Genomic DNA, 26,928 nt, shown 5'->3' with positions numbered 1-26,928 from the left:
TCTGGCGGGCCGCACGCTCGTACGTGGCTCGGGGACCCCGGCGGAGGCTCCGTGGGCCGTACGGCCCGGCTGGAGGGACCTGTCGGCCCGTGGGGGACCCGGCGCTCGTCGCGCTCCCCGAGGCCCGTCGACGGGAGGCGCGTGGACGGGGGAGAGGTGCGGCTGGGGCGTGCCCGCACGTGTGCACGTGGGGCTCGCCGCTCGGTCTCCCGGGCCCGGCTGCCGGCGTCGCGCGGGTGTGCGCCGAGAGGCACGCGAGGGGTAGCCGTGTCGGCGTAAGGGGCCGCGCGGGGTGGGGCTGGTGGGCCTACATTGGACGTACGTCAACGTCGACCGCCCGGAGCCCGACATGTCGGTCATCCCCGTTCTCGAGGCCGATCTCCTGCGCCGGCAGGACCCCGAACTGGCCGACGTCCTGCTCGGGGAGCTCGACCGGCAGTCGACGACGCTCCAGTTGATCGCGGCCGAGAACTTCACCTCGCCGGCGGTGCTCGCCACGCTCGGCTCGGTGCTGGCGAACAAGTACGCCGAGGGCTATCCCGGCGCCCGGCACCACGGCGGCTGCGAGATCGTCGACGTCGCCGAACGCCTCGCCGTAGGGCGGGCCAAGGCCCTGTTCGGTGCCGAACACGCCAACGTGCAGGCCCACTCGGGCTCGTCCGCGGTGCTCGCCGCGTACGCGGCGCTGCTGCGGCCCGGCGACACCGTCCTCGCCCTCGGCCTGCCCTACGGCGGACACCTCACGCACGGCTCGCCCGCGAACTTCTCCGGCCGCTGGTTCGACTTCGTCGGCTACGGCGTCGACGCCGAGACCGGACTCATCGATCACCAGCAGGTGCGCACGCTCGCCCACGCGCACCGGCCCAAGGCGATCGTGTGCGGCTCCATCGCCTACCCCCGCCACATCGACTACGCCTTCTTCCGCTCGGTCGCCGACGAGGTCGGCGCCTATCTGATCGCCGACGCGGCCCACCCCATCGGACTCGTCGCCGGCAAGGCGGCGCCCAACCCCGTCCCGTACGCCGACGTGGTGTGCGCCACCACCCACAAGGTGCTGCGCGGGCCGCGCGGCGGGATGCTCCTGTGCGGCGGCGAGCTGGCCGAGCGCGTCGACCGCGCCGTCTTCCCCTTCACCCAGGGCGGCGCCCAGATGCACACCATCGCCGCCAAGGCCGTCGCGTTCGGCGAGGCCGCGACCCCGGCCTTCTCCGCCTACGCCCACCAGGTCGTCGCCAACGCGAGGGTGCTCGCGGCCCGGCTGGCCGCCGAGGGCCTGACCGTCACCACGGGCGGCACGGACACTCACCTGATCACCGCCGACCCGGCGCCGCTCGGTATCGAGGGGCGCACCGCGCGCGGACGGCTGGCCGCCGCCGGTATCGTCCTCGACTGCTGCGCGCTGCCGCACGCCGACAGCCGCGGGCTGCGCCTGGGCACCGCCGCGGTGACCAGCCAGGGCATGGGCCAGCAGGAGATGGAGTGGATAGCCGTCCTGTTCGGCAAGGTGCTGCGCGGCGAGGTCGACGGGGCGAGCGCGCGCGAGGACGTGCGCGAACTCACGGTCCGGTTTCCGCCGTATCCCGGCTGAGGCGGGGTAGCAGAGGGGTCGTACAAAACCGTACACAGCCACACGTGCAACCATCGTCGCTACCCGGAAGTCCACATACATATGCCTGCGTCGCTAGGGTGTGGGGCTGAGAAGGCCAGCGAGACCTGTGGGGAAGCCCGTGCGTGAATACCTGCTGACGCTCTGCATCACGGCCGCGGTGACGTATCTGCTGACAGGGCCGGTACGCAAGTTCGCGATCGTCGCGGGAGCGATGCCGGAGATCCGGGCACGTGACGTGCACCGGGAGCCCACTCCCCGGCTCGGCGGTATCGCCATGTTCTTCGGCCTGTGCGCGGGCCTGCTCGTCGCCGACCACCTCACCAACCTCAACGAGGTCTTCGAGAAGTCGAACGAGCCGCGCGCGCTGCTCTCCGGCGCCGCCCTGATCTGGCTGATCGGTGTCCTGGACGACAAGTTCGAGATCGACGCCCTGATCAAGCTGGGCGGTCAGATGATCGCGGCCGGTGTGATGGTGATGCAGGGTCTGACGATCCTGTGGCTGCCCGTGCCCGGCGTCGGCACGGTCGCGCTCACCCAGTGGCAGGGCACCCTGCTCACGGTCGCCCTGGTCGTCATCACCATCAACGCGGTCAACTTCGTCGACGGCCTCGACGGTCTGGCCTCCGGCATGGTGTGCATCGCGGCCGCCGCGTTCTTCATGTACGCCTACCGGATCTGGTACTCGTACGGCATCGAGGCCGCCGCCCCCGCCACCCTCTTCGCGGCCGTCCTCATGGGCATGTGCCTGGGCTTCCTGCCGCACAACATGCATCCCGCGCGGATCTTCATGGGCGACTCGGGGTCCATGCTCATCGGCCTGGTGCTGGCGGCCGGCGCGATCTCGGTGACCGGGCAGGTCGACCCCGACGTGATGAAGCTGTTCTCCGGGTCCGAGCGCAACGCGGTGCACCAGATGGTGCCGGTCTACATCCCGCTGCTGATGCCGTTGACGATCATCGCCATCCCGGCCGCCGACCTGGTCCTGGCCATCGTGCGGCGCACCTGGCACGGCAAGTCGCCGTTCGCCGCCGACCGCGGCCATCTGCACCACCGCCTGCTGGAGATCGGCCACTCGCACAGCCGGGCCGTGCTGATCATGTACTTCTGGGCGGCCCTGATCGGCTTCGGCGCGCTCGCCTACTCGGTCAAGTCGGCGTCCATGTGGATCGTGCTGGGCATCGTGGGCCTCAGCTTCCTCGGCCTGGTGCTGCTCCTGCTGCCGCGCTTCACCCCCCGCGCCCCGCGCTGGGCCGAGCGGTTCGTGCCGCCGCGCTACCGGCGCCGGGGCGGGGTCATGGGCCGGGGAGCCTCCGAGCCAGCGGTGGCGTCGTCCGCCTCGTCCACGGACTCCGCGCCGCAGGAGGCGTCCGTGGGGGCTTCCGCGGCCTCGGAGAGCGCTGTGCCGGGGGAGGCGCCCGTGGCCGCGGGCGTGCGGGTCCGTGCCGGTGCGGCCGGGGTCAACGGAGCGACCGCCGTCGGAGCCCGTTCGCGCGTTCTGGACGGGCGGAAAGCCGGAACATCGCGCTGACGGCCAAGGTAAGAATCTGACTAAAGCGTTGCCAACCCGTGGGGTGCTGAATCCCCTCAATATCGGGCGAATAGGTCTGGATTTTGCACAGAAGTGCAGCTGTACTCTCACGTGTGAGGGTCAGCACACCCAGGAGGTAAAGACCTCATCAAATAGTTTGTGATACCGTTCACGAGTATCCCGGAGAGCCGAAGGGCCACAGTGAGAAGGTCCTGGTGGGGCCGAGGTTTCCCCCCTCGGCACCGGGACTACGCTCGTCCCATGACGACGCCCTGCCCCCTGTGAATGCGGAGTTGCCGCGATGCCGTCCAATGACGCCCGGATCCTGGCCGAGGCCGCTGTGCCCACAGCCGCCGTCGGTGTGGTTGCCGCCGTCGTCAGCGGTGTGGTCGCCGGTGGAAAAGGGGCGATCGGCGCGGTCGTCGCGACCCTGGTCGTGATCCTGTTCATGGGGCTCGGCCTCTACGTCCTGCAGCGCACGGCCAAGTCGCTTCCGCATCTCTTCCAGGCGATGGGCCTGATGCTCTACGCGGCCCAGATCCTGCTGCTGTTCGTCTTCCTGGCCGCGTTCAAGCACACCACGCTGTTCAACCCGAAGGCCTTCGCCTTCACCCTGCTCGCCGCCACGCTGGCGTGGACCGCGGCGCAGACGCGGGCCCATATGAAGTCCAAGATCCTCTACGTCGAGCCCGACTCGGCCCCGTCCACGGCGGGCGAGAAGTCCGAAAAGACGGAGCGCTCGTCGTGAGCGGTAGGGCCGGGATAAAGACGCTTGAGAGATCCTGCTATCGTCCGGTGCCAACTGCGGCATCGCGGGCGCGGGCATCACAGCTGACGCCTGTTCGATCGCGAGGCGAGATGCCCCTCTGCCGCCCCCACATCCGTAACACCAGTCCCGTGCCGAACTGCGGCCGCACGCCGCGCCGACACAACGAGGTTGCCGTACCTATGCGCCATGCTGAAGGAGCCCGCGGTGAGTGCTGACCCGACGCAGGTGCTCGCCTTCGAGACCGACTGCCACATCTTCGCCGGCTGTGGCTTCCCCGCTCCGGGCCTGCACTCGTTCCTGTTCGAGCCCCTCTGGGGCAACGCGGACAGCAACCTGTACTTCAACAAGACGATGCTGCTGGCGCTGCTCGGCTCGATCATCGTCGTCGGCTTCTTCTGGGCCGCGTTCCGCAAGCCGCAGGTCGTGCCCGGCAAGCTTCAGATGGTCGCCGAGGCCGGTTACGACTTCATCCGGCGCGGAGTCGTCTACGAGACGATCGGCAAGAAGGAAGGCGAGAAGTACGTCCCGCTCGTCGTCTCCCTGTTCTTCTTCATCTGGATGATGAACCTCTGGTCGATCGTCCCGGTCGCCCAGTTCCCGGTCACCGCGATCATCGCGTACCCGATCGTGCTGGCCCTGATCGTCTACGTGCTGTGGGTCTCGCTGACCTTCAAGCGCCACGGCTTCGTGGGCTTCTTCAAGAACGTGACGGGCTACGACAAGTCGCTGGGCGCGGTGCTCCCGCTGGCCATGCTCATCGAGTTCTTCTCGAACCTGCTGGTCCGGCCCTTCACTCACGCGGTCCGGCTCTTCGCGAACATGTTCGCGGGCCACACGCTGCTGCTCCTCTTCACGATCGCCAGCTGGTACCTGCTCAACGGCATCGGCATCGCCTACGCGGGCGTCAGCTTCATCATGACGATCGTGATGACGGCCTTCGAGCTCTTCATCCAGGCACTGCAGGCGTACGTCTTCGTCCTCCTGACCTGCACGTACATCCAGGGCGCGCTCGCAGAGCACCACTGAGCACCCCGCAGAGCAACCCCCTGATCGTCCGGTGGCCAACCCCCACCGGTCCGTAAAGAAAAGGAAGAACTGGCATGTCCCAGACCCTTGCCGCTGTTTCCGGCTCGCTCGGCTCCGTCGGTTACGGCCTCGCTGCCATCGGTCCCGGCGTCGGCGTCGGCATCATCTTCGGTAACGGCACCCAGGCCCTGGCCCGCCAGCCCGAGGCCGCCGGCCTGATCCGCGCCAACCAGATCCTCGGCTTCGCCTTCTGTGAGGCGCTGGCCCTGATCGGTCTGGTCATGCCGTTCGTCTACGGCACCTGATTCGCCGAACAGCGAAAGCTTCCTAGACGAAAGGCACTGACATGAGCCAGCTGCTCATTCTGGCGGCCGAGACGGAGAACCCTCTCGTCCCGCCGATCCCCGAGCTCGTCATCGGCCTGCTCGCCTTCGTCATCGTCTTCGGTTTCCTCGCGAAGAAGCTCCTCCCGAACATCAACAAGGTTCTGGAGGAGCGCCGCGAGGCCATCGAGGGCGGTATCGAAAAGGCCGAGGCCGCGCAGACCGAGGCCCAGAGCGTTCTTGAGCAGTACAAGGCTCAGCTCGCCGAGGCCCGGCACGAGGCCGCGCGCCTGCGCCAGGAGGCGCAGGAGCAGGGCGCCACGCTCATCGCCGAGATGCGGGCCGAGGGCCAGCGTCAGCGCGAGGAGATCGTCGCCGCCGGCCACGCCCAGATCGAGGCCGACCGCAAGGCCGCCGCGTCCGCGCTCCGGCAGGACGTCGGCACGCTGGCCACCGAGCTGGCCGGCAAGCTCGTCGGCGAGTCCCTCGAGGACCACGCCCGGCAGAGCCGTGTGATCGACCGCTTCCTCGACGGCCTCGATGAAGCCGCTTCGAAGGCCGAGGCGACTCGATGACCATGCACGGAGCCAGCCGTGAGGCGCTGACCGCCGCACGTGAGCGTCTGGACGCGCTGACGGACTCCACCTCGGTGGACGCCGCCCAGCTCGCCGACGAGCTGGCGGCCGTCACCGCGCTGCTCCACCGCGAGGTCGGTCTGCGTCGGGTCCTGACCGACCCGGCGCAGTCCGGCGAGGCCAAGGCCACGCTGGTGCAGCGCCTGCTCGGCGGCCAGATCGGCGGCACGGCCGCGGACCTGGTGTCCGGCATGGTGCGTTCCCGCTGGTCGCAGCCCCGTGACCTGGTCGACACGCTGGAGGAGCTGGCGGACGTCGCCGACCTCACCGCGGCACAGCAGACCGGCACGCTCGACAACGTCGAGGACGAGCTGTTCCGCTTCGGCCGGATCGTCTCCTCCAACACCGGGCTGCGCGCGGCCCTGACCGACCGCGCCGCGACCGCATCGGCCAAGAAGGAGCTGCTGCACCGGCTGCTCGGTGGCCGGGCGGCCGCGACCACCGTGGGTCTGGTGACGCGCCTTGTGACCGCGCCGCGGGGACGTAGCCTGGAAGCGGGACTGGAGTCCCTGACCAAGCTCGCCGCCGACCGTCGCAACCGCATGGTCGCCGTCGTCACCTCGGCGGTCCCGCTGAGCGACACGCAGAAGCAGCGCCTCGGCGCGGCCCTCGCCAAGCTCTACGGCCACCAGATGCACCTCAACCTCGACGTCGACCCCGAGGTCGTCGGCGGAGTCCGGGTGCAGGTGGGTGACGAGGTCATCAACGGCTCCCTCGCGGACCGGCTCGAGGACGCCGCCCGCCGCATGGCGAGCTAGCAGCAACTCAACACGCAAGACGTACACGACGGCCCTGGTTGGGCCGTGCAGAGGATTCACCTCTTATTGGGGGGAGTCCCGAACTCGTGGAATACCCCCCAAGTGAAACTTCGGGCCCAACAAGGAGAGCAGGGAACCCAGATGGCGGAGCTCACGATCCGGCCGGAGGAGATCCGGGACGCGCTGGAGAACTTCGTCCAGTCGTACAAGCCGGACGCGGCCTCGCGCGAGGAGGTCGGTACGGTCACCCTTGCCGGCGACGGCATCGCGAAGGTCGAGGGTCTTCCCTCGGCCATGGCCAACGAACTGCTGAAGTTCGAGGACGGCACCCTCGGCCTCGCCCTCAACCTCGAGGAGCGCGAGATCGGTGCCATCGTCCTCGGTGAGTTCAGCGGCATCGAGGAGGGCCAGCCGGTGCAGCGCACCGGTGAGGTCCTGTCCGTGGCCGTGGGCGAGGGCTACCTCGGCCGCGTGGTGGACCCGCTCGGCAACCCGATCGACGGCCTCGGCGAGATCGAGACCGAGGGCCGCCGCGCCCTCGAACTGCAGGCCCCCACGGTCATGCAGCGCAAGTCGGTGCACGAGCCGATGGAGACCGGCTACAAGGCCGTCGACGCCATGACCCCGATCGGCCGCGGTCAGCGTCAGCTGATCATCGGCGACCGCCAGACCGGCAAGACCGCCCTGGCCGTCGACACGATCATCAACCAGCGTGACAACTGGCGCACCGGCGACCCGAACAAGCAGGTCCGCTGCATCTACGTCGCCATCGGCCAGAAGGGCTCCACCATCGCGTCGGTCCGGCGCTCGCTGGAGGAGAACGGCGCGCTGGAGTACACGACCATCGTGGCCGCCCCGGCGTCCGACCCGGCCGGCTTCAAGTACCTGGCGCCGTACACCGGTTCCGCCATCGGTCAGCACTGGATGTACCAGGGCAAGCACGTCCTGATCATCTTCGACGACCTGTCGAAGCAGGCCGACGCCTACCGCGCCGTGTCGCTGCTGCTGCGCCGTCCGCCGGGCCGTGAGGCCTACCCGGGCGACGTCTTCTACCTGCACTCCCGGCTGCTGGAGCGCTGCGCGAAGCTGTCCGACGACATGGGCAAGGGCTCGATGACCGGTCTGCCGATCGTCGAGACCAAGGCCAACGACGTCTCGGCGTTCATCCCGACCAACGTCATCTCCATCACCGACGGCCAGTGCTTCCTGGAGTCGGACCTGTTCAACGCCGGTCAGCGCCCCGCGCTGAACGTCGGTATCTCCGTCTCCCGAGTCGGTGGTTCCGCGCAGCACAAGGCGATGAAGCAGGTCTCCGGCCGTCTGCGCGTGGACCTGGCCCAGTTCCGTGAGCTGGAGGCGTTCGCCGCCTTCGGTTCCGACCTGGACGCCGCCTCGAAGTCCCAGCTGGAGCGCGGTCAGCGCATGGTCGAGCTGCTGAAGCAGGACCAGTACCAGCCGATGGCCACCGAGGACCAGGTCGTCTCCGTGTGGGCCGGTACCACCGGCAAGATGGACGAGGTGCCGGTCGCCGACATCCGCCGCTTCGAGAAGGAGCTCCTGGAGTACCTGCACCGCAAGGAGCAGGGCCTCATGACCTCCATCAAGGAGGGCGGCAAGATGTCCGACGACACGCTGCAGGCCGTCGCCGAGGCAATCGCCGACTTCAAGAAGCAGTTCGAGACGGGCGACGGAAAGCTGCTCGGCGAGGACACCCCGGCCGCTGCCGCCAAGTGACGTAAGGAAGGGACCTGACTCATGGGAGCCCAGCTCCGGGTCTACAAGCGTCGCATCCGATCCGTCACCGCGACCAAGAAGATCACCAAGGCGATGGAGATGATCGCCGCCTCGCGCGTCGTCAAGGCGATGCGCAAGGTGTCGGCCTCCACGCCGTACGCGCAGGAACTGACCCGCGCGGTCACGGCGGTCGGCACCGGGTCCAACACCAAGCACCCGCTGACCACGGAGGCGGAGAACCCGACCCGCGCCGCGGTACTGCTCCTGACGAGCGACCGCGGTCTGGCCGGCGCCTTCAACTCCAACGCCATCAAGGCGGCGGAGCAGCTGACCGCGCGCCTCGAGAGCGAGGGCAAGCAGGTCGACACGTACATCGTCGGCCGGCGCGGTGTCGCCCACTACAACTTCCGTGAGCGCACGATCACGGAGTCGTGGACCGGCTTCACCGACGAGCCCGCGTACGCGGACGCCAAGACGGTGGCGGCCCCGCTGATCGAGGCCATCCAGAAGGGCACCGAGGACGGCGGCGTGGACGAGCTCCACATCGTCTACACGGAGTTCGTCTCGATGATGACGCAGACGGCCACCGACGCCCGGCTGCTTCCGCTGCGTCTGGACGAGGTCGCCGCGGAGGCCGCTCCGAAGGGCGAGATCCTTCCGCTGTACGACTTCGAGCCCTCGGCGGAGGACGTCCTCGACGCGCTGCTGCCGCGCTACGTGGAGAGCCGTATCTACAACGCGCTGCTCCAGTCGGCCGCTTCCAAGCACGCCGCCACGCGGCGCGCGATGAAGTCGGCCACCGACAACGCGGGCGAGCTGATCGACACGCTCGCACGTCTTGCCAACGCGGCCCGCCAGGCCGAAATCACCCAGGAAATCAGCGAGATCGTCGGTGGCGCGAGCGCCCTGGCCGACGCGACCGCGGGGAGTGACAAGTAATGACCACCACTGTTGAGACGGCCACGGCGGCGGGCCGCGTCGCGCGGGTCATCGGCCCGGTCGTCGACGTGGAGTTCCCCGTCGACGCGATGCCGGACATTAACAACGCCCTTCACGTCGAGGTCGCCGACCCGGCGAACGCGGGCGAGAAGAAGACGCTGACGCTCGAGGTCGCGCAGCACCTCGGTGACGGCATCGTCCGCACGATCTCCATGCAGCCCACCGACGGCCTGGTCCGCCAGGCTCCGGTGACGGACACCGGCTCGGCGATCACCGTCCCGGTCGGCGACTTCACCAAGGGCAAGGTGTTCAACACCCTCGGTGAGGTGCTGAACGTCGACGCCGAGTACGAGGGCGAGCGCTGGTCGATCCACCGCAAGGCGCCGAACTTCGACGAGCTCGAGTCGAAGACCGAGATGTTCGAGACCGGCGTCAAGGTCATCGACCTGCTGACCCCGTACGTCAAGGGCGGCAAGATCGGTCTGTTCGGCGGTGCCGGCGTCGGCAAGACGGTGCTCATCCAGGAGATGATCTACCGCGTCGCCAACAACCACGACGGTGTCTCCGTGTTCGCCGGTGTCGGCGAGCGCACCCGTGAGGGCAACGACCTCATCGACGAGATGAGCGAGTCGGGCGTCATCGACAAGACCGCGCTGGTCTTCGGTCAGATGGACGAGCCCCCGGGCACCCGTCTGCGCGTCGCGCTGGCCGGCCTGACCATGGCCGAGTACTTCCGTGACGTCCAGAAGCAGGACGTGCTGTTCTTCATCGACAACATCTTCCGCTTCACGCAGGCCGGTTCCGAGGTCTCCACGCTGCTCGGCCGTATGCCGTCCGCCGTGGGTTACCAGCCGAACCTGGCCGACGAGATGGGTCTGCTCCAGGAGCGCATCACCTCGACCCGCGGTCACTCGATCACCTCGATGCAGGCGATCTACGTCCCCGCGGACGACCTGACCGACCCGGCCCCGGCCACCACCTTCGCCCACCTCGACGCGACGACGGTGCTGTCCCGTCCGATCTCGGAGAAGGGCATCTACCCGGCCGTGGACCCGCTGGACTCCACGTCCCGGATCCTGGACCCCCGCTACATCGCGGCGGACCACTACAACGCGGCCATGCGCGTGAAGAACATCCTGCAGAAGTACAAGGACCTGCAGGACATCATCGCGATCCTCGGTATCGACGAGCTCGGCGAGGAGGACAAGCTCGTCGTCCACCGTGCCCGTCGCGTGGAGCGCTTCCTGTCCCAGAACACCCACGTCGCCAAGCAGTTCACCGGTGTGGACGGCTCGGACGTGCCGCTGGACGAGTCGATCGCGGCGTTCAACGCGATCTGCGACGGCGAGTACGACCACTTCCCCGAGCAGGCGTTCTTCATGTGCGGTGGTATCGAGGACCTGAAGAAGAACGCGAAGGAACTGGGCGTCTCCTGAGCATCGCGCTCGCTTGAGGGGGCGGGTGCGTCCCGCCCCCTCGTCCACGCCCCTTAGAATTGACCCCAACACCCGGCACTACCGCCGGGTGGTGACCCGAGGAGCCACCCTTGGCTGCTGAGCTGCACGTCGAGCTCGTCGCCGCCGACCGCCAGGTCTGGTCCGGCGAGGCCACCCTGGTCGTCGCGCGCACCACGTCCGGCGACATCGGCGTCATGCCCGGTCACCAGCCGCTGCTCGGTGTGCTGGAGTCGGGCCCGGTGACCATCCGTACGAGTGAAGGTGCCACGGTCATCGCCGCCGTGCACGGCGGTTTCATCTCGTTCGCGGACAACAAGCTGTCACTGCTGGCGGAGATCGCCGAACTCTCGGACGAGATCGACGTCCAGCGCACCGAGCGGGAGCTCGAACGCGCGAAGGCGGAGGGCGACGCTCATGCCGAGCGCCGCGCGGAGGTCCGACTGCGCGCGGCGACGGCCAGCTGAACCCAGCCAGCCGTGTGATGACGTCACTCAGCCGCGGTCGGTACCGGAGCAATCCGGTACCGGCCGCGGCTGAGGTGAATGTGGGTGTTTTTTCCGTTCCATTACCTAGGAGACGAGGAGGTCGGTGTCGATGGTCCTCGCTCTGACTGTGTGCGGGCTGGTGGTCTTGCTCGTGGTGGTGGGACTGTTCGTCTTCGGCCTGCGACGCAGGCTCATCCAGCGCTCCGGCGGCACCTTCGACTGCAGTCTGCGCTGGGACGTACCGGAGAAGACCGACACCAGCGGCAAGGGCTGGAGCTACGGCGTCGCCCGCTACAACGGCGACCGCGTCGAGTGGTTCCGTGTCTTCTCCTACGCCCCCCGTCCCCGCCGCACCCTGGAGCGGGCGTCCATCGAGGTGGCCGGCCGCCGTCTGCCCGAGGGCGAGGAGGAACTCGCGCTGCTCTCCGACGCGGTCGTCCTCACCTGCCTGCACCGCGGTACGCGCCTGGAACTCGCGATGAGCGAGGACGCGTTGACCGGCTTCCTTGCCTGGCTGGAGGCGGCGCCACCCGGACAAAGGGTGAATGTGGCGTAGTACGACGGAAGAGCTCCCCCGGACCACGTCCGGGGGAGCTCTTCCGGTCTCGGGGCCGGTGGGCCCTTACGACAGACCGCTGTTGATGGCGTTCACCAGTTCGCCGTTGCTGGTGTCACCGCTGAACTCCCAGAAGAAGGCGCCGCCCAGGCCCTGGGTCTTCGCCCAGGACATCTTGGTGCCGATGGTGGCCGGGGTGTCGTAGGACCACCAGTTGCTGCCGCACTTCGCGTAGGCCGTGCCCGCGATGGTGCCGGTGGCCGGGCAGGACGTCTTGAGCACCTTGTAGTCCTCGATGCCCTGCTCGTACGTACCGGTCGCCGGGCCCGTGGCCGTGCCGCCCGGGGCGTCCTGGGTGACGCCGGTCCAGCCGCGGCCGTACAGGCCGATGCCCACGAGCAGCTTGCTCGCCGGTACGCCCTTGGCCTTGTACTTGGCGATCGCGTCGGCCGTGGTGAAGCCGGCCTGCGGGATGCCGTTGTAGGAGGTGAGCGGGGAGTGCGGGGCGGTGGGGCCCTTCGCGTCCCAGGCGCCGAAGAAGTCGTACGTCATCACGTTGTACCAGTCGAGGTACTGCGCCGCCCCGCCGTAGTCGGCGGCGTCGACCTTGCCGCCGGAGGTGCCGTCGGCGGAGACGGCCGCCGTGACCAGGGCGCTGTTGCCGAACTTGGCCCGCAGCGCGGCCGCCACGTTCTTGATGGCCGCCGGCCCGCTGGTGTCACAGGTCAGGCCGCAGGCGTTGGGGTACTCCCAGTCGATGTCGATGCCGTCGAACACGTCGGCCCAGCGGGAGTCCTTCACCAGGTCGTAGCAGGACTGGGCGAAGGCCGTCGGGTTCTTGGCCGCGTCCGCGAAGCCGCCGGACCAGGTCCAGCCACCGAAGGACCACAGCACCTTGATGTTCGGGTACTTGGCCTTCAGCTGGCGCAGCTGGTTGAAGTTGCCGCGCAGCGGCTGGTCCCAGGTGTCGGCGACGCCGCTGACCGACTGGTCGGCGGTGAACGCCTTGTCGTAGTCGGCGTAGGAGTCGCCGATCGTGCACTTGCCGCCGGTGACGTTGCCGAAGGCGTAGTTGATGTGCGTGATCTTCGAGGCGGAGCCGGACGTCACGATGTTCTTGACGTTGTAGTTGCGGCCGTAGATGCCCCACTCGGTGAAGTAGCCGAGCCGGACCTTGTTGCCGGGCGGGGGAGTGCCGCCACCGCCGCCGGTGGTGCGCACGGCGACCGAGCCGCTGACCGGGCCGGTCTGGTTGGCGGTGTCACGGGCCTGGACGCTGTAGGAGTAGTCGGTGCCCGCGGTCAGCCCGGTGTCCGTGTACGAGGTCGTCGTCACGGTCGCGACCGTCCTGCCGTCGCGCAGCACGTCGTAGTTCTTGACGCCCTTGTCGTCGGTGGCCGCGCCCCAGGTGAGCTTCACCGAGGTGTCGGTGATGTTCGAGGCGGTCGGGGTGCCCGGCGCGGAGGGCGGGTTGTCACCGGGTACCGTGCTGCCGCCGTCACAACTGCCGCCGTTGAGCTTGCAGTTGCTGGGGGATCCGGCGCCGGCGCCGTTGAAGCCGAAGGAGACGGAGGCGCCCGGGGCGAGGGTGCCGTTGTAGGACTTGTTCTTGGCGGTCCAGTGGGTGCCGGAGCTGGTCACGTCCGCGTCCCAGGCGGAGGTGACGGACGTACCGGAGGGGAAGTCCCACTCGATCGTCCACGAACTGATGCTCGTGGTACTGGAGTTGGTCACCGTCCACTTGCCCTCGAAGCCGGTGCCCCAGTCCTGGGTCTTGGCGTAGGTGGCGGTGGCCGATGCCGCGGCCTGAGCGGAGCCCGCGAGGCCGACCATCCCGGCCAGCGGGAGCAGCAGGGTCGCGAACCCGGCCGCGGCTCTGTGTCTGAAGCGCATACCGCGCCTCCTCTTGTGATGTCGCCTGCGGGGGAGCTACGGCCGCCCCTTCGGCGGTGGGGGTTGTGGTCGGGCGGCGTGACTGAGCCATCACGCCCCCCGGTGCCGCGAGAATAGAAAGGTCTGGACCACGGGTCAATAGGTCTGGACCAGTTGTCCCGTTGCTCCTCAGATCCCCAACTCCTGGGCCAACACCGCCGCTTGGACACGGCTGCGCAGCTCCAGCTTGCCCAGCAGGCGGCTGACGTGGGTCTTCACGGTGCCCTCCGCGAGGTCCAGGCGGAGGGCGATCTCCGCGTTGGACAGCCCCTCGCCCAGGCACGACAGCACCTCGCGCTCCCGGGGGGTGAGGGTGCCCAGCGCGGCCGGCGCCGCCTTCGCCTCCCGTGCCGGTCCGGCGGCGAACTCGGCGATCAGACGCCGTGTGACGGCGGGCGCGACGATCCCCTCCCCGCGCGCCACCGTGCGCACCGCCTCCACCAGTTCCCGTGCCTCGGCGTCCTTGAGCAGGAATCCGGACGCTCCCGCGCGCAGCGCCCCGAAGACGTACGCGTCGAGGTCGAAGGTGGTGAGCACGAGGACGTCCGCCAGTCGCTCCGCGACCACCTGCCGGGTCGCCGACACCCCGTCCAGCCACGGCATCTGGAGGTCCATCAGCACCACGTCGGGACGCAGCTCGCGGGCCAGCGCCACCGCCTGCTCGCCGTCCGCCGCCTCGCCGGCCACTTCGATGCCGGGCGCGCTGCGCAGGATCAGGACCAGCCCGGCGCGGACGGCGGACTGGTCCTCGGCGACGAGGACACGGATCATGCGGGATCTCCTTCGCCATCACCCAGGGGCAGGGTGGCACGGACGGTCCAGACGGCGCCCTCGGGACCGGCCGCGAACGCGCCACCGAGCAGCGCGGCCCGCTCCCGCATCCCGACCAGACCGGCACCGGAGCCCGGGGCGCGTGGCCCGCCCCGGTGCCCGTAGGGGCTGGTCACCGCCACCTCGAGCGCGCCGTCGCGCCGTGCCAGGGCGACGGTGACGCGGCCCGGAGCCGCGTGTTTGAGGGCGTTGGTCAGCGATTCCTGCACGATCCGGTACGCCGCCAGCTCCACCGGCGTCGGCACCTCGCCGTGCCGGGCGTCGAGCATGACCTCGAGACCGTTGCCGCGGGCCGTCTCGGCCAGCGCCTCGAGACCGTCCAGGGTCGGCGCGGCGGCCGGGGCACGCTCGTCCCCGCTGTCGCGCAGGATGCCGATCAGCCGCCGCATCTCCGCCAGTCCCTCGACGCTGTTCTCCCGGATCACGGTGAGCGCCTGCCGCGAGGTCTCCGGGTCGTCCAGGGACAGCGCGGCCGTGGAGTGGATGGCGATGGCGGACATGTGGTTGGCGATCATGTCGTGCAACTCCCGTGCCACCCTGGCCCGTTCGGCGACGACCGCCTGTGCGCGGTCCATGTCCGCGAGCAGCGCGGTCTGTTCGGCCCGCAGCCGCTCGGCGACGGCCGTGTCACGGTGGTTGCGCACCACCCAACCGGTGGCCGCCGGCACCAGGCTGACCAGGGCGACGCCCACGCCAAGCAGGAATGCCTGCGGCGTGCGCCAGACCACGAGCGGCACGACCGTGCCGATCACCGTGAACAGACCGGTGATCCAGGGAAGGCGGCGGGCGAAGGCGGGCGGGCCGTAGAGCACCGCCGCGTAGACGAGATCGGTGAACATCACCACGGTGGCCAGGCTGCCCCGCGTCGGGAGGTCCGCGACGACCGCCGCGGTGCCGACGAGCAGGGCGGGGCCCGGCCGGGTCCGGCGCAGCAGCTCGCACCCCGCCGTCACCAGCAGCGGGACGGCGACCGCCCAGTCCTGGTCCAGGACGGAGGCCGGGGCGTGGCGGGCGCGGGTGTGCAGCCCGATGCCGAGCAGCGCCAGTCCGCCGAGCAGTCCGCCCACGGCGATGTACACGTCGTGGCGGTGCGGGCGGAGTCCTCGGGCCATGCGTCCATCCAACACGGGGGAGCGGTCCACCGCCTGATGCCCCGGGAGGGTCCGCGCGTACATCGAAGGATGCACGCGCGGTTCGTCACCGCCGACGACGCAGCGGACGCGGTCCGCCGTCAGCCTGGAGGAGGAACCGAGAGGAGCAATCGTGATCGTCGCGCTGATCATCGCCTGCGAGGTGGGCTTCTGGGTACTGCTGGCGCTGGGCCTGACCGCCCGCTACCTCCTGCGGTGGCGCCGCACCGGCATGGCCCTGCTGCTGTGCGAGCCGATGCTGGAACTGGTCCTGTTCGCGGTCACCGCCGTCGATCTGAGGAACGGCGCGGAGCCCGGCTGGGAGCACGGACTGGCCGCCCTGTACATCGGTTTCACCGTCGGCTACGGCCACTACACCGTCGGCCGGCTCGACGCCCACGCGGCCCACCGTCTGGCCGGCGGCCCGCGCCCCGGGAAGCCGCCCCGTCACGGACTGGCCCGGGCACGCTACGAGGGCGGCCTCTGGCTGCGCACCCTCGTCGCGTCGTGCGTCTCCCTCGCCCTGCTCCAGGCGGCGGTCCTGTACGTCGGCGACCCGTCCGCCGCCGAGCCGCTCAGGTCCTGGCAGGGGACGACGCTGCGCATCGCCGGGATCCACGGGCTGATCGCGCTGTCGTACCTGCTCTTCCCCAAGAAGGCTCCGGTCGAGTCGGCCCGTCCGGACGAGGAGCGCACACCGGCCGGACGGTGAGCGTGCGCCGGGCGGTGAACGTGCGCCGTGCGGACGCGGGGCGTCCCTGGCGGGGAGGAGCGCTCAGCGTTCGCCGCCCGGTACCCACAGCACGTCCCCGGTGGCCTTGTTGGCCGTGCGCGCCAGGATGAACAGCAGGTCCGACAGCCGGTTGAGATAGGTCGCGGTGAGCGGGTTCATCGTCTCGCCGTGCGCCTCCAGGGCGGCCCAGGTCGAGCGTTCGGCCCGGCGGACCACCGTGCACGCCTGGTGGAGCAGGGCCGCGCCCGGCGTCCCGCCGGGGAGGATGAAGGAGCGGAGCTTGTCGAGCTCGGCGTTGAAGCGGTCGCAGTCCGCCTCCAGCCGGTCGACGTAGAACTGCTCGACCCGCAGCGGCGGGAACTCCGGGTTCTCCACCACCGGCGTGCACAGGTCCGCGCCCACGTCGAACAGGTCGTTCTGCACCCGGGTGAGGACCTCGACGACGTCCTCGCCGAGCCCGCCCAGCGCGATCGCCGTGCCGAGCACCGCGTTCGCCTCGTTGGCGTCGGCGTACGCAGAGATCCGCAGGTCGGTCTTGGCGACCCTGCTCATGTCGCCGAGGGCGGTGGTGCCCTTGTCCCCGGTCCGGGTGTAGATGCGCGTGAGGTTGACCATGAGGCCAATCTAGACGTTCCCGCGACGGGCGCGGTGCGGCGATTTCACGGTGGCGCCAACCCGGCCCGGGGCGGGAGGATTTCGTGGCCGAGCCCGTCGTACCGGACGTGACGGGCGTCTCACGCCCTGAGACAGTGACGCGCATTACTTACGGGTCTCAAGGCCCCGCGTGAGCGCTAATGTCCGCACAGGAGCCATGCGTAAGCAGCGGGTAAGCGCCAAGCGCCCGCGCAGTCGTCGTGCAGTCGTTTCGAAGGGGAGTCGTCAGTGTCACGGAAGCTCGCCGTCATCGGGGCCGGTCTCATGGGGTCCGGCATCGCTCAGGTCGCCGCGCAGGCGGGCTGGGACGTCGTCCTGCGGGACGTCACCGACGAGGCACTGAGGCGCGGCACGGACGGCATCAAGGCCTCGTACGACAAGTTCGTCACCAAGGGCAGGCTGGAGGCGCACGACGCCGACGCCGCCCTCGCCCGCATCACCACGACCACCGATCTGGACGCGGCTGCCGACGCCGACCTCGTGGTGGAGGCCGTCTTCGAGAGGCTCGAGGTCAAGCACGAGATCTTCCGCACCCTCGACAAGCTCGTCCGCGAGGACACCGTGCTCGCCTCCAACACCTCCGCCATCCCGATCACCAAGATCGCGGCCGTGACGGAGCGCCCGGAACGGGTCGTCGGCGTGCACTTCTTCTCGCCGGTGCCGATGATGCAGCTCGTCGAGCTCGTCCGCGGCTACAAGACCAGCGACGAAACCCTCGCCCGGGCACGGGAGTTCGCCGAGTCCGTGGGCAAGACCTGCATCGTGGTCAACCGCGATGTGGCCGGCTTCGTGACCACCCGGCTCATCTCGGCGCTCGTCGTCGAGGCGACCAAGCTCTACGAGTCGGGCGTCGCCACCGCCGAGGACATCGACCTCGCCTGCAAGCTCGGCTTCGGCCACGCCATGGGACCGCTCGCCACCGCGGACCTGACCGGCGTCGACATCCTGCTGCACGCCACCGGCAACATCTACACCGAGACCCAGGACGAGAAGTTCGCCCCGCCGGAGCTGATGCGCCGGATGGTTGACGCCGGTGACATCGGGCGCAAGAGCGGGCAGGGCTTCTACAAGCACTGAGACCGTACAAGGGCCACGGGGGTCACCCTCCGGGGTGAATTCGGTATCGGTTCGCTTACAAGCAGCAACCAGACCGCCGCGGAAGCAGTCAGAGGTTGCACAGCCACCGTCACGGAGTACGCCACAGCATTCACGGGGAGCGCATATGCACATCAGGGGCGACCACGCCGAGCTGGTCGTCGGGGGCCGCCTTGACGTCCGCAGCGCGGCGGACGCCCGTACGGTCCTGCACTCGGCCGTCGACGACGGCGTCGGTGATCTGGTGCTCAACCTGTCCGAGCTCGATTCCTGGGACGCCACCGGACTCGGCGTGATCATGGGTGTCCATCGGCGGGCCGGCCGCTGCGGCCGGCGCCTGGTGCTGCGTGACGTGCCGCCGCAGATGCAGCGCCTGCTGGTGGCCACCCGGCTGCACCGCATCCTCGCCATCGAGGGCGGCATCGGCGTCGAGTCCCTGCCCCGCGTCTAGACCGGGCCGCGTCACCGGCGCCCTGGTCCGAACAGGTGTGAACCGGGCGACGGGGGAGACCCGGGCGCACGTCGGCGAACCGTACGTGACGCGCAATCCTCATGAGACCGTGACGTCTCGGGCCGGTCGGTACCCCGGGCTGTCGTGGATACTGGCCGAAGGTTTAGGGTTCGGTCGCCCGCAGCTCAGCAACCCTCGAGCGGGCCCGGACCAGAAGCGACAGCGCGGTGTGCGGCAAGGCCGGGAGGGGCCGGCGGTGTCCGGCACACGACGCTTTTGGGGGGCTTGGAACCTATGGACCCGAACACCCGGGAACCCGAGGACATGGGCCATGGCGGCGACGGCCACGTGCCGAGCCGGCGCCCACCCAGGGATTCCCTCGCATCCGACTTCGTCCAGCACGCGCCCGCGCCGGCCCGCACGGCGCGGCTCGTCTCGGGCGACTTCCTGTTCACCGTCAACCCCGTGGACGGCAGCGAGATCGAGGCCTGCCCGCCCGGGGAGCACCCCGACCGGCCGCGCAAGTACACACCGGCCGAGCGCGCCGAGCACGACCGCGTGGCGGGGCCGCCCGTACCGGCCGGCCCGGCGCCGTCCGCCCTGCCGCTCCTGGAGCGCCAGGCCGGGCGCGAGCAGCTCGTGCGGCTGCTCGCCCGCGGCCGCTCCGTACGCCTGACCGGGCCGGGCGGCTCCGGCCGCACCAGCCTGCTCGACCTCGTCGCCGACGACTGCTCGGACCTCGCCCCCGACGGCGTCGTCCGCCTCGGCGGCCACCGCCGCACCGCGAGCGACCTGCTCCACGACCTCTTCCACGCGGTGTACAGCGCGCCGCGGTACCGGCCCGACCGGGACGAACTGCTCGCGTACGTCCGGGAGATCGGCGCGGTCGTCGTGGTGGACGACATCGAGGTCGGCGGTGGCGCGCTCGACGAGCTGATCGACGCCACCCCCGAATGCGCCTTCCTGATCAGCGCGACCCCAGACGTGCCCGCGCCGTCCGCCGAGTCGGAGGTCGAGGAGGTCTCCCTCAGCGGCCTGGACCGGGCCGGCGGAGTCGAACTCATCGAGCGCGCCGTCGCCCGTGTGCTCACCGAGGAGGAGGCCAACTGGGCCGGGGACCTCTGGTTCGAGTCCGAGGGCCTGCCGCTGCGCTTCGTGCAGGCCGGTGCCCTGCTGAGCCAGCACGACCACCTGCGGGCCGGCACCAGCGCCGTCGAGGAGTTCGGCGTCTTCGAGGACGCGCCGCCCGTGGACGCCGTCCTGGACGGGGGCGACGGCGATGCCGTACCCCTGCCCTCGCTCGGCGAGGCCGCCGCGCCCGCGCCGCTGCTCGCCTCCCGGCTGAGCGCCTCCGCGCGGGCCACACTGCGCTTCGCCGTCGCGCTCGGCGGCGAGGTGCCCCACCAGTCGCACCTGCCCGCGCTGGTCGGCGACACCCACGCCGACGCCGCGCTCGGCGAGCTGGCGAGCTGCGGCCTGGTCTCCCCGGCCGGCTCGCGCTACCGGCTCGCCGCCGGTGTGCTGACCCAGCTGGAGGCCGCCGGATACGGCGACGACGCCGAGGAGCAGGCCCTCACCGCGGCCCGCCACTACACCTGGTGGGCCGGCCACCCCTCGGTCACCCCGGAGCGGGTGTGCGCCGAGGCGGACGCCGTGCTCGCCGCGCTGGCCGTGCTGGTGCCGGTCACCACGCCGTCCGACGGGGGAGAGGAGAGCACGGCCGTACGGCTCGCCCGCACCGCCGCCCCCGCGTTCGCCGCGGGCCTCGACTGGAACGCCTGGGAACGGGCGCTGCGTTACGGCACCGAGGCCTCCCGGCTCGCCGGTGAGGTCGCCGAACAGGCCTACTTCCACCACGAGCTGGGCATCATGGCGCTCTGCGGCGGTCAGCTGGACCGGGCCCGCGCCGAACTGGAGGCCTCCATCGGGCTGCGCGGCGCGCTCGCCGACAAGCGCGGCACGGTCGCCGGGCGCCGCGCCCTCGCCCTGGTCACCGACCGCTCCGGTACGGCGGTGGGCCTCGGTGCGACGGCGGGCGAGGAGGTGCCGGACGCCCGCACCGAGGAGTCGGCGTCCCCGCCGGGCGGGGTGCCCGCGCCCTTCCCGGCGCTCCAGCAGTCCGGCGGTGACGCCTCCACGCTGGTCACCCACCAGGCGTCGGTCCCGGGTTCGCCGCACGCCCCGGCCAAGCACCGCGTCGGCATCAAGGGCCTGGCCCGGCGCAACCTCGTGGCGGCCGGCGCGGGCGCGCTGCTCGCGGCCGTCCTCGGCACGGTGGTGACGCTCGGCGCCACGTCCCAGAACACCCCCGACGCCCCCTCCGACAACGTCAATCCGTCCGCCGGCCAGGACGTGGACGACGGCGGCCTGGGCGCCGACACGCCGAAGCAGGACCGCAGCGGGGGAAGCGACACGGGCACGGTGACCAGCCGTCCGACGGACCCGGGCCACGGCTCCGTGTCCGGCACGTCCGAGGACCCGGCGCCGGGCGGCGCCGAGCCGTCGGAGAGCCTCGCGCCGTCCGGGGACGGCACGTCCTCGGGCTCCTCGTCCAAGCCCCCGAAGCCGTCGGGGCCCGCCGACTCGTCGGGCGGCGGCACCGGTGGTAAGACCGGTGGGACGACCGGCGGGAACCCCGGGGGCTCCACGGGCGGCGGCACACCGGGCGGAGGCAGCGGAGGCTCTTCCGGCGGCGGCGCCGGAGGCCCCACGAGCGGCGGTTCCTCCGGCGGCGGCACCGGCGATCCCACGGGCGGGAGCAGCGGAGAACCCAGCGGCGACCCCTCGGGAGGGAGCACCACGGGCCCCACCGGCGGCGCCGACTCCGGTTCGTCCGGGGAGCCGTCCGGAGGCACCTCGGCGCCGACGTCCGGCCTTTCGGCCGGCCCGCCGGCCGACGCCTCCGAGAGCGGCGCGGCTACGGAGCCGTCCGACACGGCGACGCTCGCCTGACCCACGAAGGACCGGGGGCCGGGTCCGTATGACACGGACCCGGCCCCCGGCGTCGTACGAGCACCCTGCGGCCGCCCTCAGAACAGGCGCAGCTTGTCGTCCTCGATGCCGCGCAGGGCGTCGTAGTCCAGTACCTGGCAGCCGATGCCGCGGTCGGTGGCGAGGACGCGGGCCTGCGGCTTGATCTCCTGGGCCGCGAAGACGCCGCGGACCGGGGCGAGGTGGGGGTCGCGGTTCAGCAGTTCGAGGTAGCGGGTGAGCTGTTCCACGCCGTCGATCTCGCCGCGCCGCTTGATCTCGACCGCGACCGTCCGGCCCTCGGCGTCCCGGCACAGGATGTCGACCGGGCCGATGGCCGTCATGTACTCGCGGCGGATCAGCGTGTAGCCCTCGCCGAGCGTCTCGATGCGGTCGGCGAGCAGTTCCTGGAGGTGCGCTTCCACGCCGTCCTTGATCAGCCCCGGATCCACGCCGAGTTCGTGCGAGGAGTCGTGCAGGACCTCCTCCATCGTGATGATGAGCTTCTCGCCCGCCTTGTTGACGACGGTCCAGACGCCCTCCTCGTCACCGGCGCCCTCCTTGAGCGTGCACGGGGGGGACATCCAGTTCAGCGGCTTGTAGGCGCGGTCGTCCGCGTGGATCGAGACGCTGCCGTCCGCCTTGACCAGGATCAGACGGGGCGCTGACGGCAGATGGGCGGTGAGCCGGCCGGCGTAGTCGACGGCGCACCGGGCAATGACGAGACGCATGGTCGGCAACGCTACTGGACGGACGGCGGTGCGCGCGATTCGACCGGGGACCTTCCGCCGCGCGGCCGCCGGGACTCCTCGGGGGGCGCCCCATTTTTCCCTGGATCACCCGTGTTCACTTGTGGCCGATTGTGTGCCCAACTAGCCCGGTCTGTATATGCATTCGCCTAGTGGGCGTCCGTTCTTGTGCCTACCGTAGTGAACGGGAGGTCGCGACCCGTGTACTCACCGTGTTGGGAGTCGCGTGCCCCCTTATCTGTCCGGCAACCCCTGTCGTTCGGGGGTGCGAGAGGAGAACCCATGTCGCTCGACGTCTCACCGGCCCTACTCGAAGCGGCCGAGCGAGGCGAGGTCGACGAAGCTGACTTCGTCGACTGCGTCCGGACCTCCCTGCCTTACGCGTGGGAGATGATCAGCTCCCTGGTGGCCCAGCTGAAGGTGGACGGCGGCCAGTTCGCCGACAACCAGACGCCCCCGCCGGACGAGCAGGCACGCGGTCAGCTGCTGCGTGCGCTGGCGAGTGACGCCATACGCGGCACGCTTCAGCGGCACTTCGGTGTGCGGCTCGCCTTCCAGAACTGCCACCGGGTGGCGGTGTTCCCGCTGGACGCCTCGGTCGACGAGACGCTGGCCCGTTTCACCTCGGTGCGCAACCAGCTCCTCAACCAGTCCCCGGAACTGCGGGACTGCTGACGCCGTGAGTCGCCTGCTTGCCGCTCCGTGCGCGGGAGGTGCTTGGAGTACAGGGGCGGCAAGCCTCCCATGGCGCGTTCACGGTCAGCCGAGGTGGGGCAGTACCTCGGCGCCGAGCCGTCGCAGGTTCTCCTCCGTGGCCGCCAGATCACCCGAGCCCTCCGTGAGGAGGGCGAAGCGGGAGATGCCGGTCCGCTCGGAGGTCGCCGCGAGCCGGTCGGCGCACAGCCGCGGGGTGCCCACCGGGTGCAGCCCGCAGAGCAGTTCGGTGTACTCCAGGGGATCACGCATCCCGCGGGTCCGGCCGTCCACGGTGACATGGGCGTCCAGCCCCTGTTTCAGCCAGCCCGGCATCGCCTTCAGCAGCGTCTCCACCGCGTCCGTGCGCCGGTCCGCGATCTGGCAGACGCCCGCCGAGACATGGGCGGCACCCCGGACCTCCTCGCCCGGCCGGCCCGCCGCCCGCGCGCACCGCTGCCACAGGGCGACCATCTCGGCCTTCTCCTCGTCCCCGATGTGCATCCCCAGCAGCATCGGCAGCCCGCGCTCGGCGGCCAGCCGCACGCTCGCCGGGGAGGTGCAGGCGACGACGACCTCGGGACCCGGGACCTGGACCAGCGCCTCCGACGGGCGCGGTACGACGGGGACCTCGCGGAAGGCGAACCGTTCTCCCGAGGCCGACACCGAGGGCTCACGCAGCCAGCGCACCAGCAGGTCCAGCGACTCCGGGAACCCGCTCTCGTACGCCTCCAGTCCCATGCCGAACACTTCCAGGTCCACCCACGGGCCGCCGCGCCCGACGCCGAGCGAGAACCGCCCGCCGCTCGTCATGTGCAGCAGCGACGCCTGCTCGCCGAGCGCGACCGGGTGGACCGTGGGCAGCACGCTGACCGCCGTACCCACCCGCAGACGGCGGGTGCGGCCCAGCAGCAGCGCGGCCAGGGTGATCGCCGACGGACACGTCCCGTACGGGACGAAGTGGTGCTCGCCCAGCCAGACCGCGTCCAGCCCGGCCTCCTCGGCGACCTCCGCGGACCGGACCGCCCGGTGCAGCGCCTCGCCTTGGCCCTGCCCGGGGAACTGGGCCGCCAGCACGAAACTTCCTACGCGCATTGCTCTTTCCTGCTTCCTCGGCTCCGACACGGAGCTCCCCCACCCGGCATAACCGGGCGACACGTGCCGAGGACACGGCCTGGCGGAGAGATTTGCGGATTGTCTGCGGAATGGGTCGTCCGGGAAGGGGACTTGTGGTGGTTGGTTCTCCTTACCCGGCCGTAGTGGCGCCGCGTAGGCTGGAGAAGGTCCCTGTCTTCCCTACGGCTTCGTGAGGTGTCCCGTGTCCCCCCGCCGCAACCGACCCAAGGATGGGAGAGGCGCCGCCTCGTCCGGCCGGAGCGCCGAGGACGACACCGCGGGCCGCTACGGCGGCTGGCAGTCCACCGAGAGCTGGCATGGCGAGGATTTCAGCGTGCGCCATGTCGCGGGCTCCAGCACCGATGGCAAGACGTACCGCTGCCCCGGCTGCGACCAGGTGATCCCCTCCGGCGTCCCGCACGTGGTGGCCTGGCCACAGCACGCGGGCGTGGACGACCGCCGGCACTGGCACAAGGCGTGCTGGAACGCCAAGGACCGCCGCACCACGCGGGTGCAGCGGTCCCGTAACGCGCCACGGTTCTAGTGTCGTGCCGGTCGTCGCGAGCCGGTGGACCTTTCCGTCCTCAGCACCAGCCGCGGTTCCAGTCGCTCAGACGTCCCGGCTCCGCAGCAGGGCCCAGGCGCCGGCGAACGCGGCGGCCGTCGCGCCCAGCAGGATCCACAGCGGGTCCCAGCCGGTCGGGCCGGAATCGGTGAGGGAGTTGGAGTAGAAGACGCTCAGCTGGTTCGGGATCGAGTACTCGAACAGGAACTGGCGCACCCTCTCCAGCGAGCGCGTGAACATGAACAGGGCGATCACCAGCGGGGCGAGCACGACACCGATCATGATCGTGATGGCGCCCGCCGAGTGCCGCAGCACCGAGCCGATGAGGAGCGAGAACAGCCCGAGCAGGGCCATGTAGAGGCTGACGCCCACGGTGGCCTTGAACCACTCCGGTCCGGTGGGCTGCCGGGCGCCGGTGCCGTCGAGCATGGCCGTCTGCGCGAGGCCGACCACGCCGGTGGAGACCAGGGTCACCGCGAACGCGACCAGGAAGAACACCACCGCCTTGGCCGTGAGCACCCGTCCACGGCTCGGGCACGCCGTCATCGTGGTCCGGATCATGCCGGTGCCGTACTCCGAGGCCGTGGTCAGCACGCCGAGCGTGATGATGCAGATGCTGCCGAGCAGCAGCCCGAAGAAGCCCAGCGACAGCATGTTCTCGTCGCCGTGCATCTCCCCTGCGGAGTCGGCGATGATCAGGCCGATCAGCAGCCCGATCCCGACCACGAGCAGAACGAACACCCCGAGCGTCCACATCGTGGAGCGCACCGACTTGATCTTCGTCCACTCCGAGGCGAGGGCGTGCCCGAGGTGCGTACGGACGACGGGGATCGGCGAGGTGTAGCCGGGCTGGGGGGAACCGGCCGCCGCCTCCCAGGCGGGCGGCGCGGCCTGCGGCACAGGAGTCTGCGGCGTGCTCATCGGGCGTCCTCGGGCTTGGTGGAGTCGGCGGCGGGCGCGGCGGCCGGTGCGGCCCCTCCGTGCGGCGCGCCGGCGGACTGGGCGGGCACCTGAGGGGCCTGCGGCGCGCTCTGCGCGTACGGGTTGGGGACGCGCGCGTTCGGGGCGCCGTAGGGGCCGGGGTGGCCCGCGCCCGGAGCGGCGTACGGGTTCGGCTGCGCGCCGGGGACGCCCTGCGGGCCCGCGAACGGCTGTCCGCCCGGCTGGGGCGGTGGCGGCGCGTACCAGCCGGGCTGGCCCTGGCCGGGAACCGGCACGGACGGCTCGACGCCGGGCGGCAGGGGCTGCATCAGCCCGGCCTTCTGGTCGATGGTGGAGCGGTAGTCGACGGCCCCCTGGGTCATCCGCATGTACGCCTCCTCCAGCGAGGCCTGGTGCGGCGACAGCTCCCACAGGCGTACGTCCGCCTCGTGCGCGAGGTCACTGATGCGCGGCAGCGGCAGCCCGGTCACGCGCAGCGCGCCGTCCTGCTCGGGCAGCACGTGCCCGCCCGCCTCGGTCAGCGCGGACGTCAGCTTCTCCCGCTGCTGCGGCTCGGTGTCGGGCGTGCGGACCCGCGCGAAGTCCGCGGAGTTCGCGGAGATGAAGTCCGTCACACTCATGTCGGCGAGCAGCTGCCCGCGCCCGATGACGATCAGATGGTCGGCGGTCAGCGCCATCTCGCTCATCAGATGACTGGAGACGAACACGGTCCGTCCCTCCGCCGCGAGCGACTTCATCAGATTGCGCACCCAGAGGATGCCCTCGGGGTCGAGACCGTTCACCGGCTCGTCGAACAGCAGCACCTGCGGGTCGCCCAGCAGCGCGGCGGCGATGCCCAGCCGCTGGCCCATGCCGAGGGAGAAGCCCTTGGAGCGCCTCCTCGCCACGTCCTGGAGGCCGACGACCCCGAGCACCTCGTCGACGCGGCGGGCCGGGATGCCGGACAGCTGCGCCAGGGACAGCAGGTGGTTGCGCGCGGACCGGCCGCCGTGCACCGCCTTCGCGTCCAGCAGGGCGCCGACCTGGCGGGGCGCGTTCGGCAGCGTGCGGTACGGATGGCCGCCGATCGTCACCGATCCCGCGCTGGGGTTGTCCAGCCCCAGGATCATCCGCATCGTCGTCGACTTGCCCGAGCCGTTCGGACCGAGGAAGCCGGTGACGGCACCTGGACGTACCTGGAAGGAGAGGTTGTGCACGGCGGTCTTGTCGCCATAGCGCTTGGTCAGGCCGACTGCCTCGATCATGCTC

26 protein-coding genes are annotated in these 26,928 nt (G+C 70.6%); 18 read left to right on the top strand and 8 right to left on the bottom strand.

Annotation, left to right across the window (positions count from 1 at the left end; translation table 11 throughout):
* The first annotated feature begins 349 nt into the window (after nucleotides 1–349).
* The 12 genes from glyA (at nucleotide 350) to TNCT6_RS08880 (ending at nucleotide 11,819) form a co-directional block, all read left to right on the top strand.
* Nucleotides 350–1,588 (top strand): serine hydroxymethyltransferase, encoded by a 1,239-nt coding sequence (gene glyA, locus TNCT6_RS08935; RefSeq protein WP_141366244.1) that lies wholly within the window; start codon nucleotides 350–352, stop codon nucleotides 1,586–1,588.
* Between the two features lie 139 nt (nucleotides 1,589–1,727).
* Nucleotides 1,728–3,137 (top strand): MraY family glycosyltransferase, encoded by a 1,410-nt coding sequence (locus TNCT6_RS08930; RefSeq protein ID WP_141358342.1) that lies wholly within the window; start codon nucleotides 1,728–1,730, stop codon nucleotides 3,135–3,137.
* A gap of 301 nt (nucleotides 3,138–3,438) precedes the next feature.
* Nucleotides 3,439–3,885 carry a hypothetical protein gene (locus tag TNCT6_RS08925; RefSeq protein ID WP_141358340.1) on the top strand — a complete coding sequence of 149 codons (447 nt, stop codon included), beginning with the start codon at nucleotides 3,439–3,441 and terminating at the stop codon, nucleotides 3,883–3,885.
* A gap of 225 nt (nucleotides 3,886–4,110) precedes the next feature.
* Entirely contained in the window at nucleotides 4,111–4,932 is an 822-nt protein-coding gene (gene atpB / locus TNCT6_RS08920) for a F0F1 ATP synthase subunit A (RefSeq protein WP_141358338.1), read from the top strand.
* Between the two features lie 74 nt (nucleotides 4,933–5,006).
* Nucleotides 5,007–5,237 carry an ATP synthase F0 subunit C gene (gene atpE / locus TNCT6_RS08915; RefSeq protein WP_073889576.1) on the top strand — a complete coding sequence of 77 codons (231 nt, stop codon included), beginning with the start codon at nucleotides 5,007–5,009 and terminating at the stop codon, nucleotides 5,235–5,237.
* Nucleotides 5,238–5,278: 41 nt separating this feature from the next.
* Nucleotides 5,279–5,830 carry a F0F1 ATP synthase subunit B gene (locus tag TNCT6_RS08910; RefSeq protein ID WP_141358336.1) on the top strand — a complete coding sequence of 184 codons (552 nt, stop codon included), beginning with the start codon at nucleotides 5,279–5,281 and terminating at the stop codon, nucleotides 5,828–5,830.
* A 2-nt stretch (nucleotides 5,831–5,832) separates the two neighbouring features.
* The gene (locus TNCT6_RS08905; protein ID WP_141366242.1) at nucleotides 5,833–6,648 is read left to right on the top strand and encodes a F0F1 ATP synthase subunit delta; all 816 of its coding nucleotides are present in this window, start codon (nucleotides 5,833–5,835) and stop codon (nucleotides 6,646–6,648) included.
* Nucleotides 6,649–6,789: 141 nt separating this feature from the next.
* Nucleotides 6,790–8,382, top strand: a complete 1,593-nt coding sequence (gene atpA, locus TNCT6_RS08900) for a F0F1 ATP synthase subunit alpha (RefSeq protein WP_141358334.1) — start codon at nucleotides 6,790–6,792, stop codon at nucleotides 8,380–8,382.
* A 21-nt stretch (nucleotides 8,383–8,403) separates the two neighbouring features.
* A complete protein-coding gene (locus TNCT6_RS08895) occupies nucleotides 8,404–9,321 on the top strand; it encodes a F0F1 ATP synthase subunit gamma (protein WP_141358332.1) in 918 nt (305 codons plus the stop codon).
* Nucleotides 9,321–10,757: a F0F1 ATP synthase subunit beta gene (atpD, locus tag TNCT6_RS08890; RefSeq protein ID WP_141358330.1), complete on the top strand. Its 1,437-nt coding sequence runs from the start codon at nucleotides 9,321–9,323 to the stop codon at nucleotides 10,755–10,757. Before TNCT6_RS08895 ends, atpD begins: the two co-directional genes overlap by 1 nt.
* Nucleotides 10,758–10,867: 110 nt before the next feature.
* Nucleotides 10,868–11,242 (top strand): F0F1 ATP synthase subunit epsilon, encoded by a 375-nt coding sequence (locus TNCT6_RS08885; protein WP_100568037.1) that lies wholly within the window; start codon nucleotides 10,868–10,870, stop codon nucleotides 11,240–11,242.
* Between the two features lie 130 nt (nucleotides 11,243–11,372).
* Nucleotides 11,373–11,819 carry a DUF2550 domain-containing protein gene (locus TNCT6_RS08880; protein WP_141358328.1) on the top strand — a complete coding sequence of 149 codons (447 nt, stop codon included), beginning with the start codon at nucleotides 11,373–11,375 and terminating at the stop codon, nucleotides 11,817–11,819.
* Between the two features lie 66 nt (nucleotides 11,820–11,885).
* Here the strand turns inward: TNCT6_RS08880 and TNCT6_RS08875 are convergent, their stop codons facing one another.
* The 3 genes from TNCT6_RS08875 to TNCT6_RS08865 form a co-directional block, all read right to left on the bottom strand.
* Entirely contained in the window at nucleotides 11,886–13,712 is a 1,827-nt protein-coding gene (locus TNCT6_RS08875) for a glycosyl hydrolase family 18 protein (RefSeq protein WP_141358326.1), read from the bottom strand.
* A gap of 168 nt (nucleotides 13,713–13,880) precedes the next feature.
* The gene (locus TNCT6_RS08870) at nucleotides 13,881–14,522 is read right to left on the bottom strand and encodes a response regulator transcription factor (protein WP_141358324.1); all 642 of its coding nucleotides are present in this window, start codon (nucleotides 14,520–14,522) and stop codon (nucleotides 13,881–13,883) included.
* Nucleotides 14,519–15,694 (bottom strand): sensor histidine kinase, encoded by a 1,176-nt coding sequence (locus tag TNCT6_RS08865; protein ID WP_141358322.1) that lies wholly within the window; start codon nucleotides 15,692–15,694, stop codon nucleotides 14,519–14,521. Before TNCT6_RS08865 ends, TNCT6_RS08870 begins: the two co-directional genes overlap by 4 nt.
* A gap of 151 nt (nucleotides 15,695–15,845) precedes the next feature.
* Here TNCT6_RS08865 and TNCT6_RS08860 point away from each other — a divergent pair, with 151 nt between their 5' ends.
* On the top strand, nucleotides 15,846–16,424 hold the full coding sequence (locus tag TNCT6_RS08860) for a hypothetical protein (RefSeq protein WP_141358320.1): 579 nt from the start codon (nucleotides 15,846–15,848) through the stop codon (nucleotides 16,422–16,424).
* A gap of 63 nt (nucleotides 16,425–16,487) precedes the next feature.
* On the opposite strand, the gene TNCT6_RS08855 is transcribed toward TNCT6_RS08860, so the two are convergent.
* A complete protein-coding gene (locus tag TNCT6_RS08855; RefSeq protein WP_141358318.1) occupies nucleotides 16,488–17,060 on the bottom strand; it encodes a cob(I)yrinic acid a,c-diamide adenosyltransferase in 573 nt (190 codons plus the stop codon).
* 267 nt (nucleotides 17,061–17,327) lie between these two features.
* Here TNCT6_RS08855 and TNCT6_RS08850 point away from each other — a divergent pair, with 267 nt between their 5' ends.
* The 3 genes from TNCT6_RS08850 (at nucleotide 17,328) to TNCT6_RS08840 (ending at nucleotide 21,597) form a co-directional block, all read left to right on the top strand.
* Nucleotides 17,328–18,176 (top strand): 3-hydroxyacyl-CoA dehydrogenase family protein, encoded by an 849-nt coding sequence (locus TNCT6_RS08850; RefSeq protein WP_141358316.1) that lies wholly within the window; start codon nucleotides 17,328–17,330, stop codon nucleotides 18,174–18,176.
* 145 nt (nucleotides 18,177–18,321) lie between these two features.
* Nucleotides 18,322–18,645, top strand: coding sequence for an STAS domain-containing protein (locus TNCT6_RS08845; RefSeq protein WP_141358314.1), 324 nt, complete (start codon nucleotides 18,322–18,324; stop codon nucleotides 18,643–18,645).
* A 294-nt stretch (nucleotides 18,646–18,939) separates the two neighbouring features.
* Entirely contained in the window at nucleotides 18,940–21,597 is a 2,658-nt protein-coding gene (locus TNCT6_RS08840) for an ATP-binding protein (RefSeq protein WP_141358312.1), read from the top strand.
* Between the two features lie 77 nt (nucleotides 21,598–21,674).
* Here TNCT6_RS08840 and nucS read toward each other — a convergent pair whose 3' ends face one another.
* A complete protein-coding gene (gene nucS, locus TNCT6_RS08835) occupies nucleotides 21,675–22,346 on the bottom strand; it encodes an endonuclease NucS (protein ID WP_141358310.1) in 672 nt (223 codons plus the stop codon).
* Between the two features lie 300 nt (nucleotides 22,347–22,646).
* Here nucS and TNCT6_RS08830 point away from each other — a divergent pair, with 300 nt between their 5' ends.
* Entirely contained in the window at nucleotides 22,647–23,039 is a 393-nt protein-coding gene (locus TNCT6_RS08830) for an SCO5389 family protein (protein ID WP_141358308.1), read from the top strand.
* 84 nt (nucleotides 23,040–23,123) lie between these two features.
* Here TNCT6_RS08830 and TNCT6_RS08825 read toward each other — a convergent pair whose 3' ends face one another.
* A complete protein-coding gene (locus TNCT6_RS08825) occupies nucleotides 23,124–24,152 on the bottom strand; it encodes an LLM class flavin-dependent oxidoreductase (RefSeq protein WP_141358306.1) in 1,029 nt (342 codons plus the stop codon).
* Nucleotides 24,153–24,375: 223 nt separating this feature from the next.
* Between TNCT6_RS08825 and TNCT6_RS08820 the strand changes: the two genes are divergently transcribed.
* The gene (locus tag TNCT6_RS08820) at nucleotides 24,376–24,717 is read left to right on the top strand and encodes an ATP/GTP-binding protein (RefSeq protein ID WP_141358304.1); all 342 of its coding nucleotides are present in this window, start codon (nucleotides 24,376–24,378) and stop codon (nucleotides 24,715–24,717) included.
* A gap of 66 nt (nucleotides 24,718–24,783) precedes the next feature.
* Here the strand turns inward: TNCT6_RS08820 and TNCT6_RS08815 are convergent, their stop codons facing one another.
* Both TNCT6_RS08815 and TNCT6_RS08810 read right to left on the bottom strand, forming a co-directional pair.
* The gene (locus TNCT6_RS08815; protein WP_141358302.1) at nucleotides 24,784–25,659 is read right to left on the bottom strand and encodes an ABC transporter permease subunit; all 876 of its coding nucleotides are present in this window, start codon (nucleotides 25,657–25,659) and stop codon (nucleotides 24,784–24,786) included.
* Entirely contained in the window at nucleotides 25,656–26,924 is a 1,269-nt protein-coding gene (locus tag TNCT6_RS08810; protein ID WP_141358300.1) for an ABC transporter ATP-binding protein, read from the bottom strand. Before TNCT6_RS08810 ends, TNCT6_RS08815 begins: the two co-directional genes overlap by 4 nt.
* Between the last annotated feature and the right edge of the window lie 4 nt (nucleotides 26,925–26,928).

Origin of the sequence: Streptomyces sp. 6-11-2 (genome assembly GCF_006540305.1) — a bacterium.
Classification (GTDB): Bacteria; Actinomycetota; Actinomycetes; order Streptomycetales; family Streptomycetaceae; genus Streptomyces.
This window is presented reverse-complemented; position numbering and strand designations above follow the sequence as displayed.

What these genes read in the sequence shown, in the direction of transcription:
- TNCT6_RS08840 (WP_141358312.1), top strand. Translation starts at nt 18,940, where the DNA reads ATGGACCCGAACACCCGGGAACCCGAGGACATGGGCCATGGCGGCGAC.
- TNCT6_RS08880 (WP_141358328.1), top strand. Translation starts at nt 11,373, where the DNA reads ATGGTCCTCGCTCTGACTGTGTGCGGGCTGGTGGTCTTGCTCGTGGTG.
- TNCT6_RS08905 (WP_141366242.1), top strand. Translation starts at nt 5,833, where the DNA reads ATGCACGGAGCCAGCCGTGAGGCGCTGACCGCCGCACGTGAGCGTCTG.
- atpD (WP_141358330.1), top strand. Translation starts at nt 9,321, where the DNA reads ATGACCACCACTGTTGAGACGGCCACGGCGGCGGGCCGCGTCGCGCGG.
- TNCT6_RS08895 (WP_141358332.1), top strand. Translation starts at nt 8,404, where the DNA reads ATGGGAGCCCAGCTCCGGGTCTACAAGCGTCGCATCCGATCCGTCACC.
- nucS (WP_141358310.1), bottom strand. Translation starts at nt 22,346, where the DNA reads ATGCGTCTCGTCATTGCCCGGTGCGCCGTCGACTACGCCGGCCGGCTC.
- TNCT6_RS08875 (WP_141358326.1), bottom strand. Translation starts at nt 13,712, where the DNA reads ATGCGCTTCAGACACAGAGCCGCGGCCGGGTTCGCGACCCTGCTGCTC.
- atpA (WP_141358334.1), top strand. Translation starts at nt 6,790, where the DNA reads ATGGCGGAGCTCACGATCCGGCCGGAGGAGATCCGGGACGCGCTGGAG.
- TNCT6_RS08815 (WP_141358302.1), bottom strand. Translation starts at nt 25,659, where the DNA reads ATGAGCACGCCGCAGACTCCTGTGCCGCAGGCCGCGCCGCCCGCCTGG.
- TNCT6_RS08830 (WP_141358308.1), top strand. Translation starts at nt 22,647, where the DNA reads ATGTCGCTCGACGTCTCACCGGCCCTACTCGAAGCGGCCGAGCGAGGC.
- glyA (WP_141366244.1), top strand. Translation starts at nt 350, where the DNA reads ATGTCGGTCATCCCCGTTCTCGAGGCCGATCTCCTGCGCCGGCAGGAC.
- atpE (WP_073889576.1), top strand. Translation starts at nt 5,007, where the DNA reads ATGTCCCAGACCCTTGCCGCTGTTTCCGGCTCGCTCGGCTCCGTCGGT.
- TNCT6_RS08865 (WP_141358322.1), bottom strand. Translation starts at nt 15,694, where the DNA reads ATGGCCCGAGGACTCCGCCCGCACCGCCACGACGTGTACATCGCCGTG.
- TNCT6_RS08810 (WP_141358300.1), bottom strand. Translation starts at nt 26,924, where the DNA reads ATGATCGAGGCAGTCGGCCTGACCAAGCGCTATGGCGACAAGACCGCC.
- TNCT6_RS08870 (WP_141358324.1), bottom strand. Translation starts at nt 14,522, where the DNA reads ATGATCCGTGTCCTCGTCGCCGAGGACCAGTCCGCCGTCCGCGCCGGG.
- TNCT6_RS08855 (WP_141358318.1), bottom strand. Translation starts at nt 17,060, where the DNA reads ATGGTCAACCTCACGCGCATCTACACCCGGACCGGGGACAAGGGCACC.
- TNCT6_RS08825 (WP_141358306.1), bottom strand. Translation starts at nt 24,152, where the DNA reads ATGCGCGTAGGAAGTTTCGTGCTGGCGGCCCAGTTCCCCGGGCAGGGC.
- TNCT6_RS08910 (WP_141358336.1), top strand. Translation starts at nt 5,279, where the DNA reads ATGAGCCAGCTGCTCATTCTGGCGGCCGAGACGGAGAACCCTCTCGTC.
- TNCT6_RS08845 (WP_141358314.1), top strand. Translation starts at nt 18,322, where the DNA reads ATGCACATCAGGGGCGACCACGCCGAGCTGGTCGTCGGGGGCCGCCTT.
- TNCT6_RS08925 (WP_141358340.1), top strand. Translation starts at nt 3,439, where the DNA reads ATGCCGTCCAATGACGCCCGGATCCTGGCCGAGGCCGCTGTGCCCACA.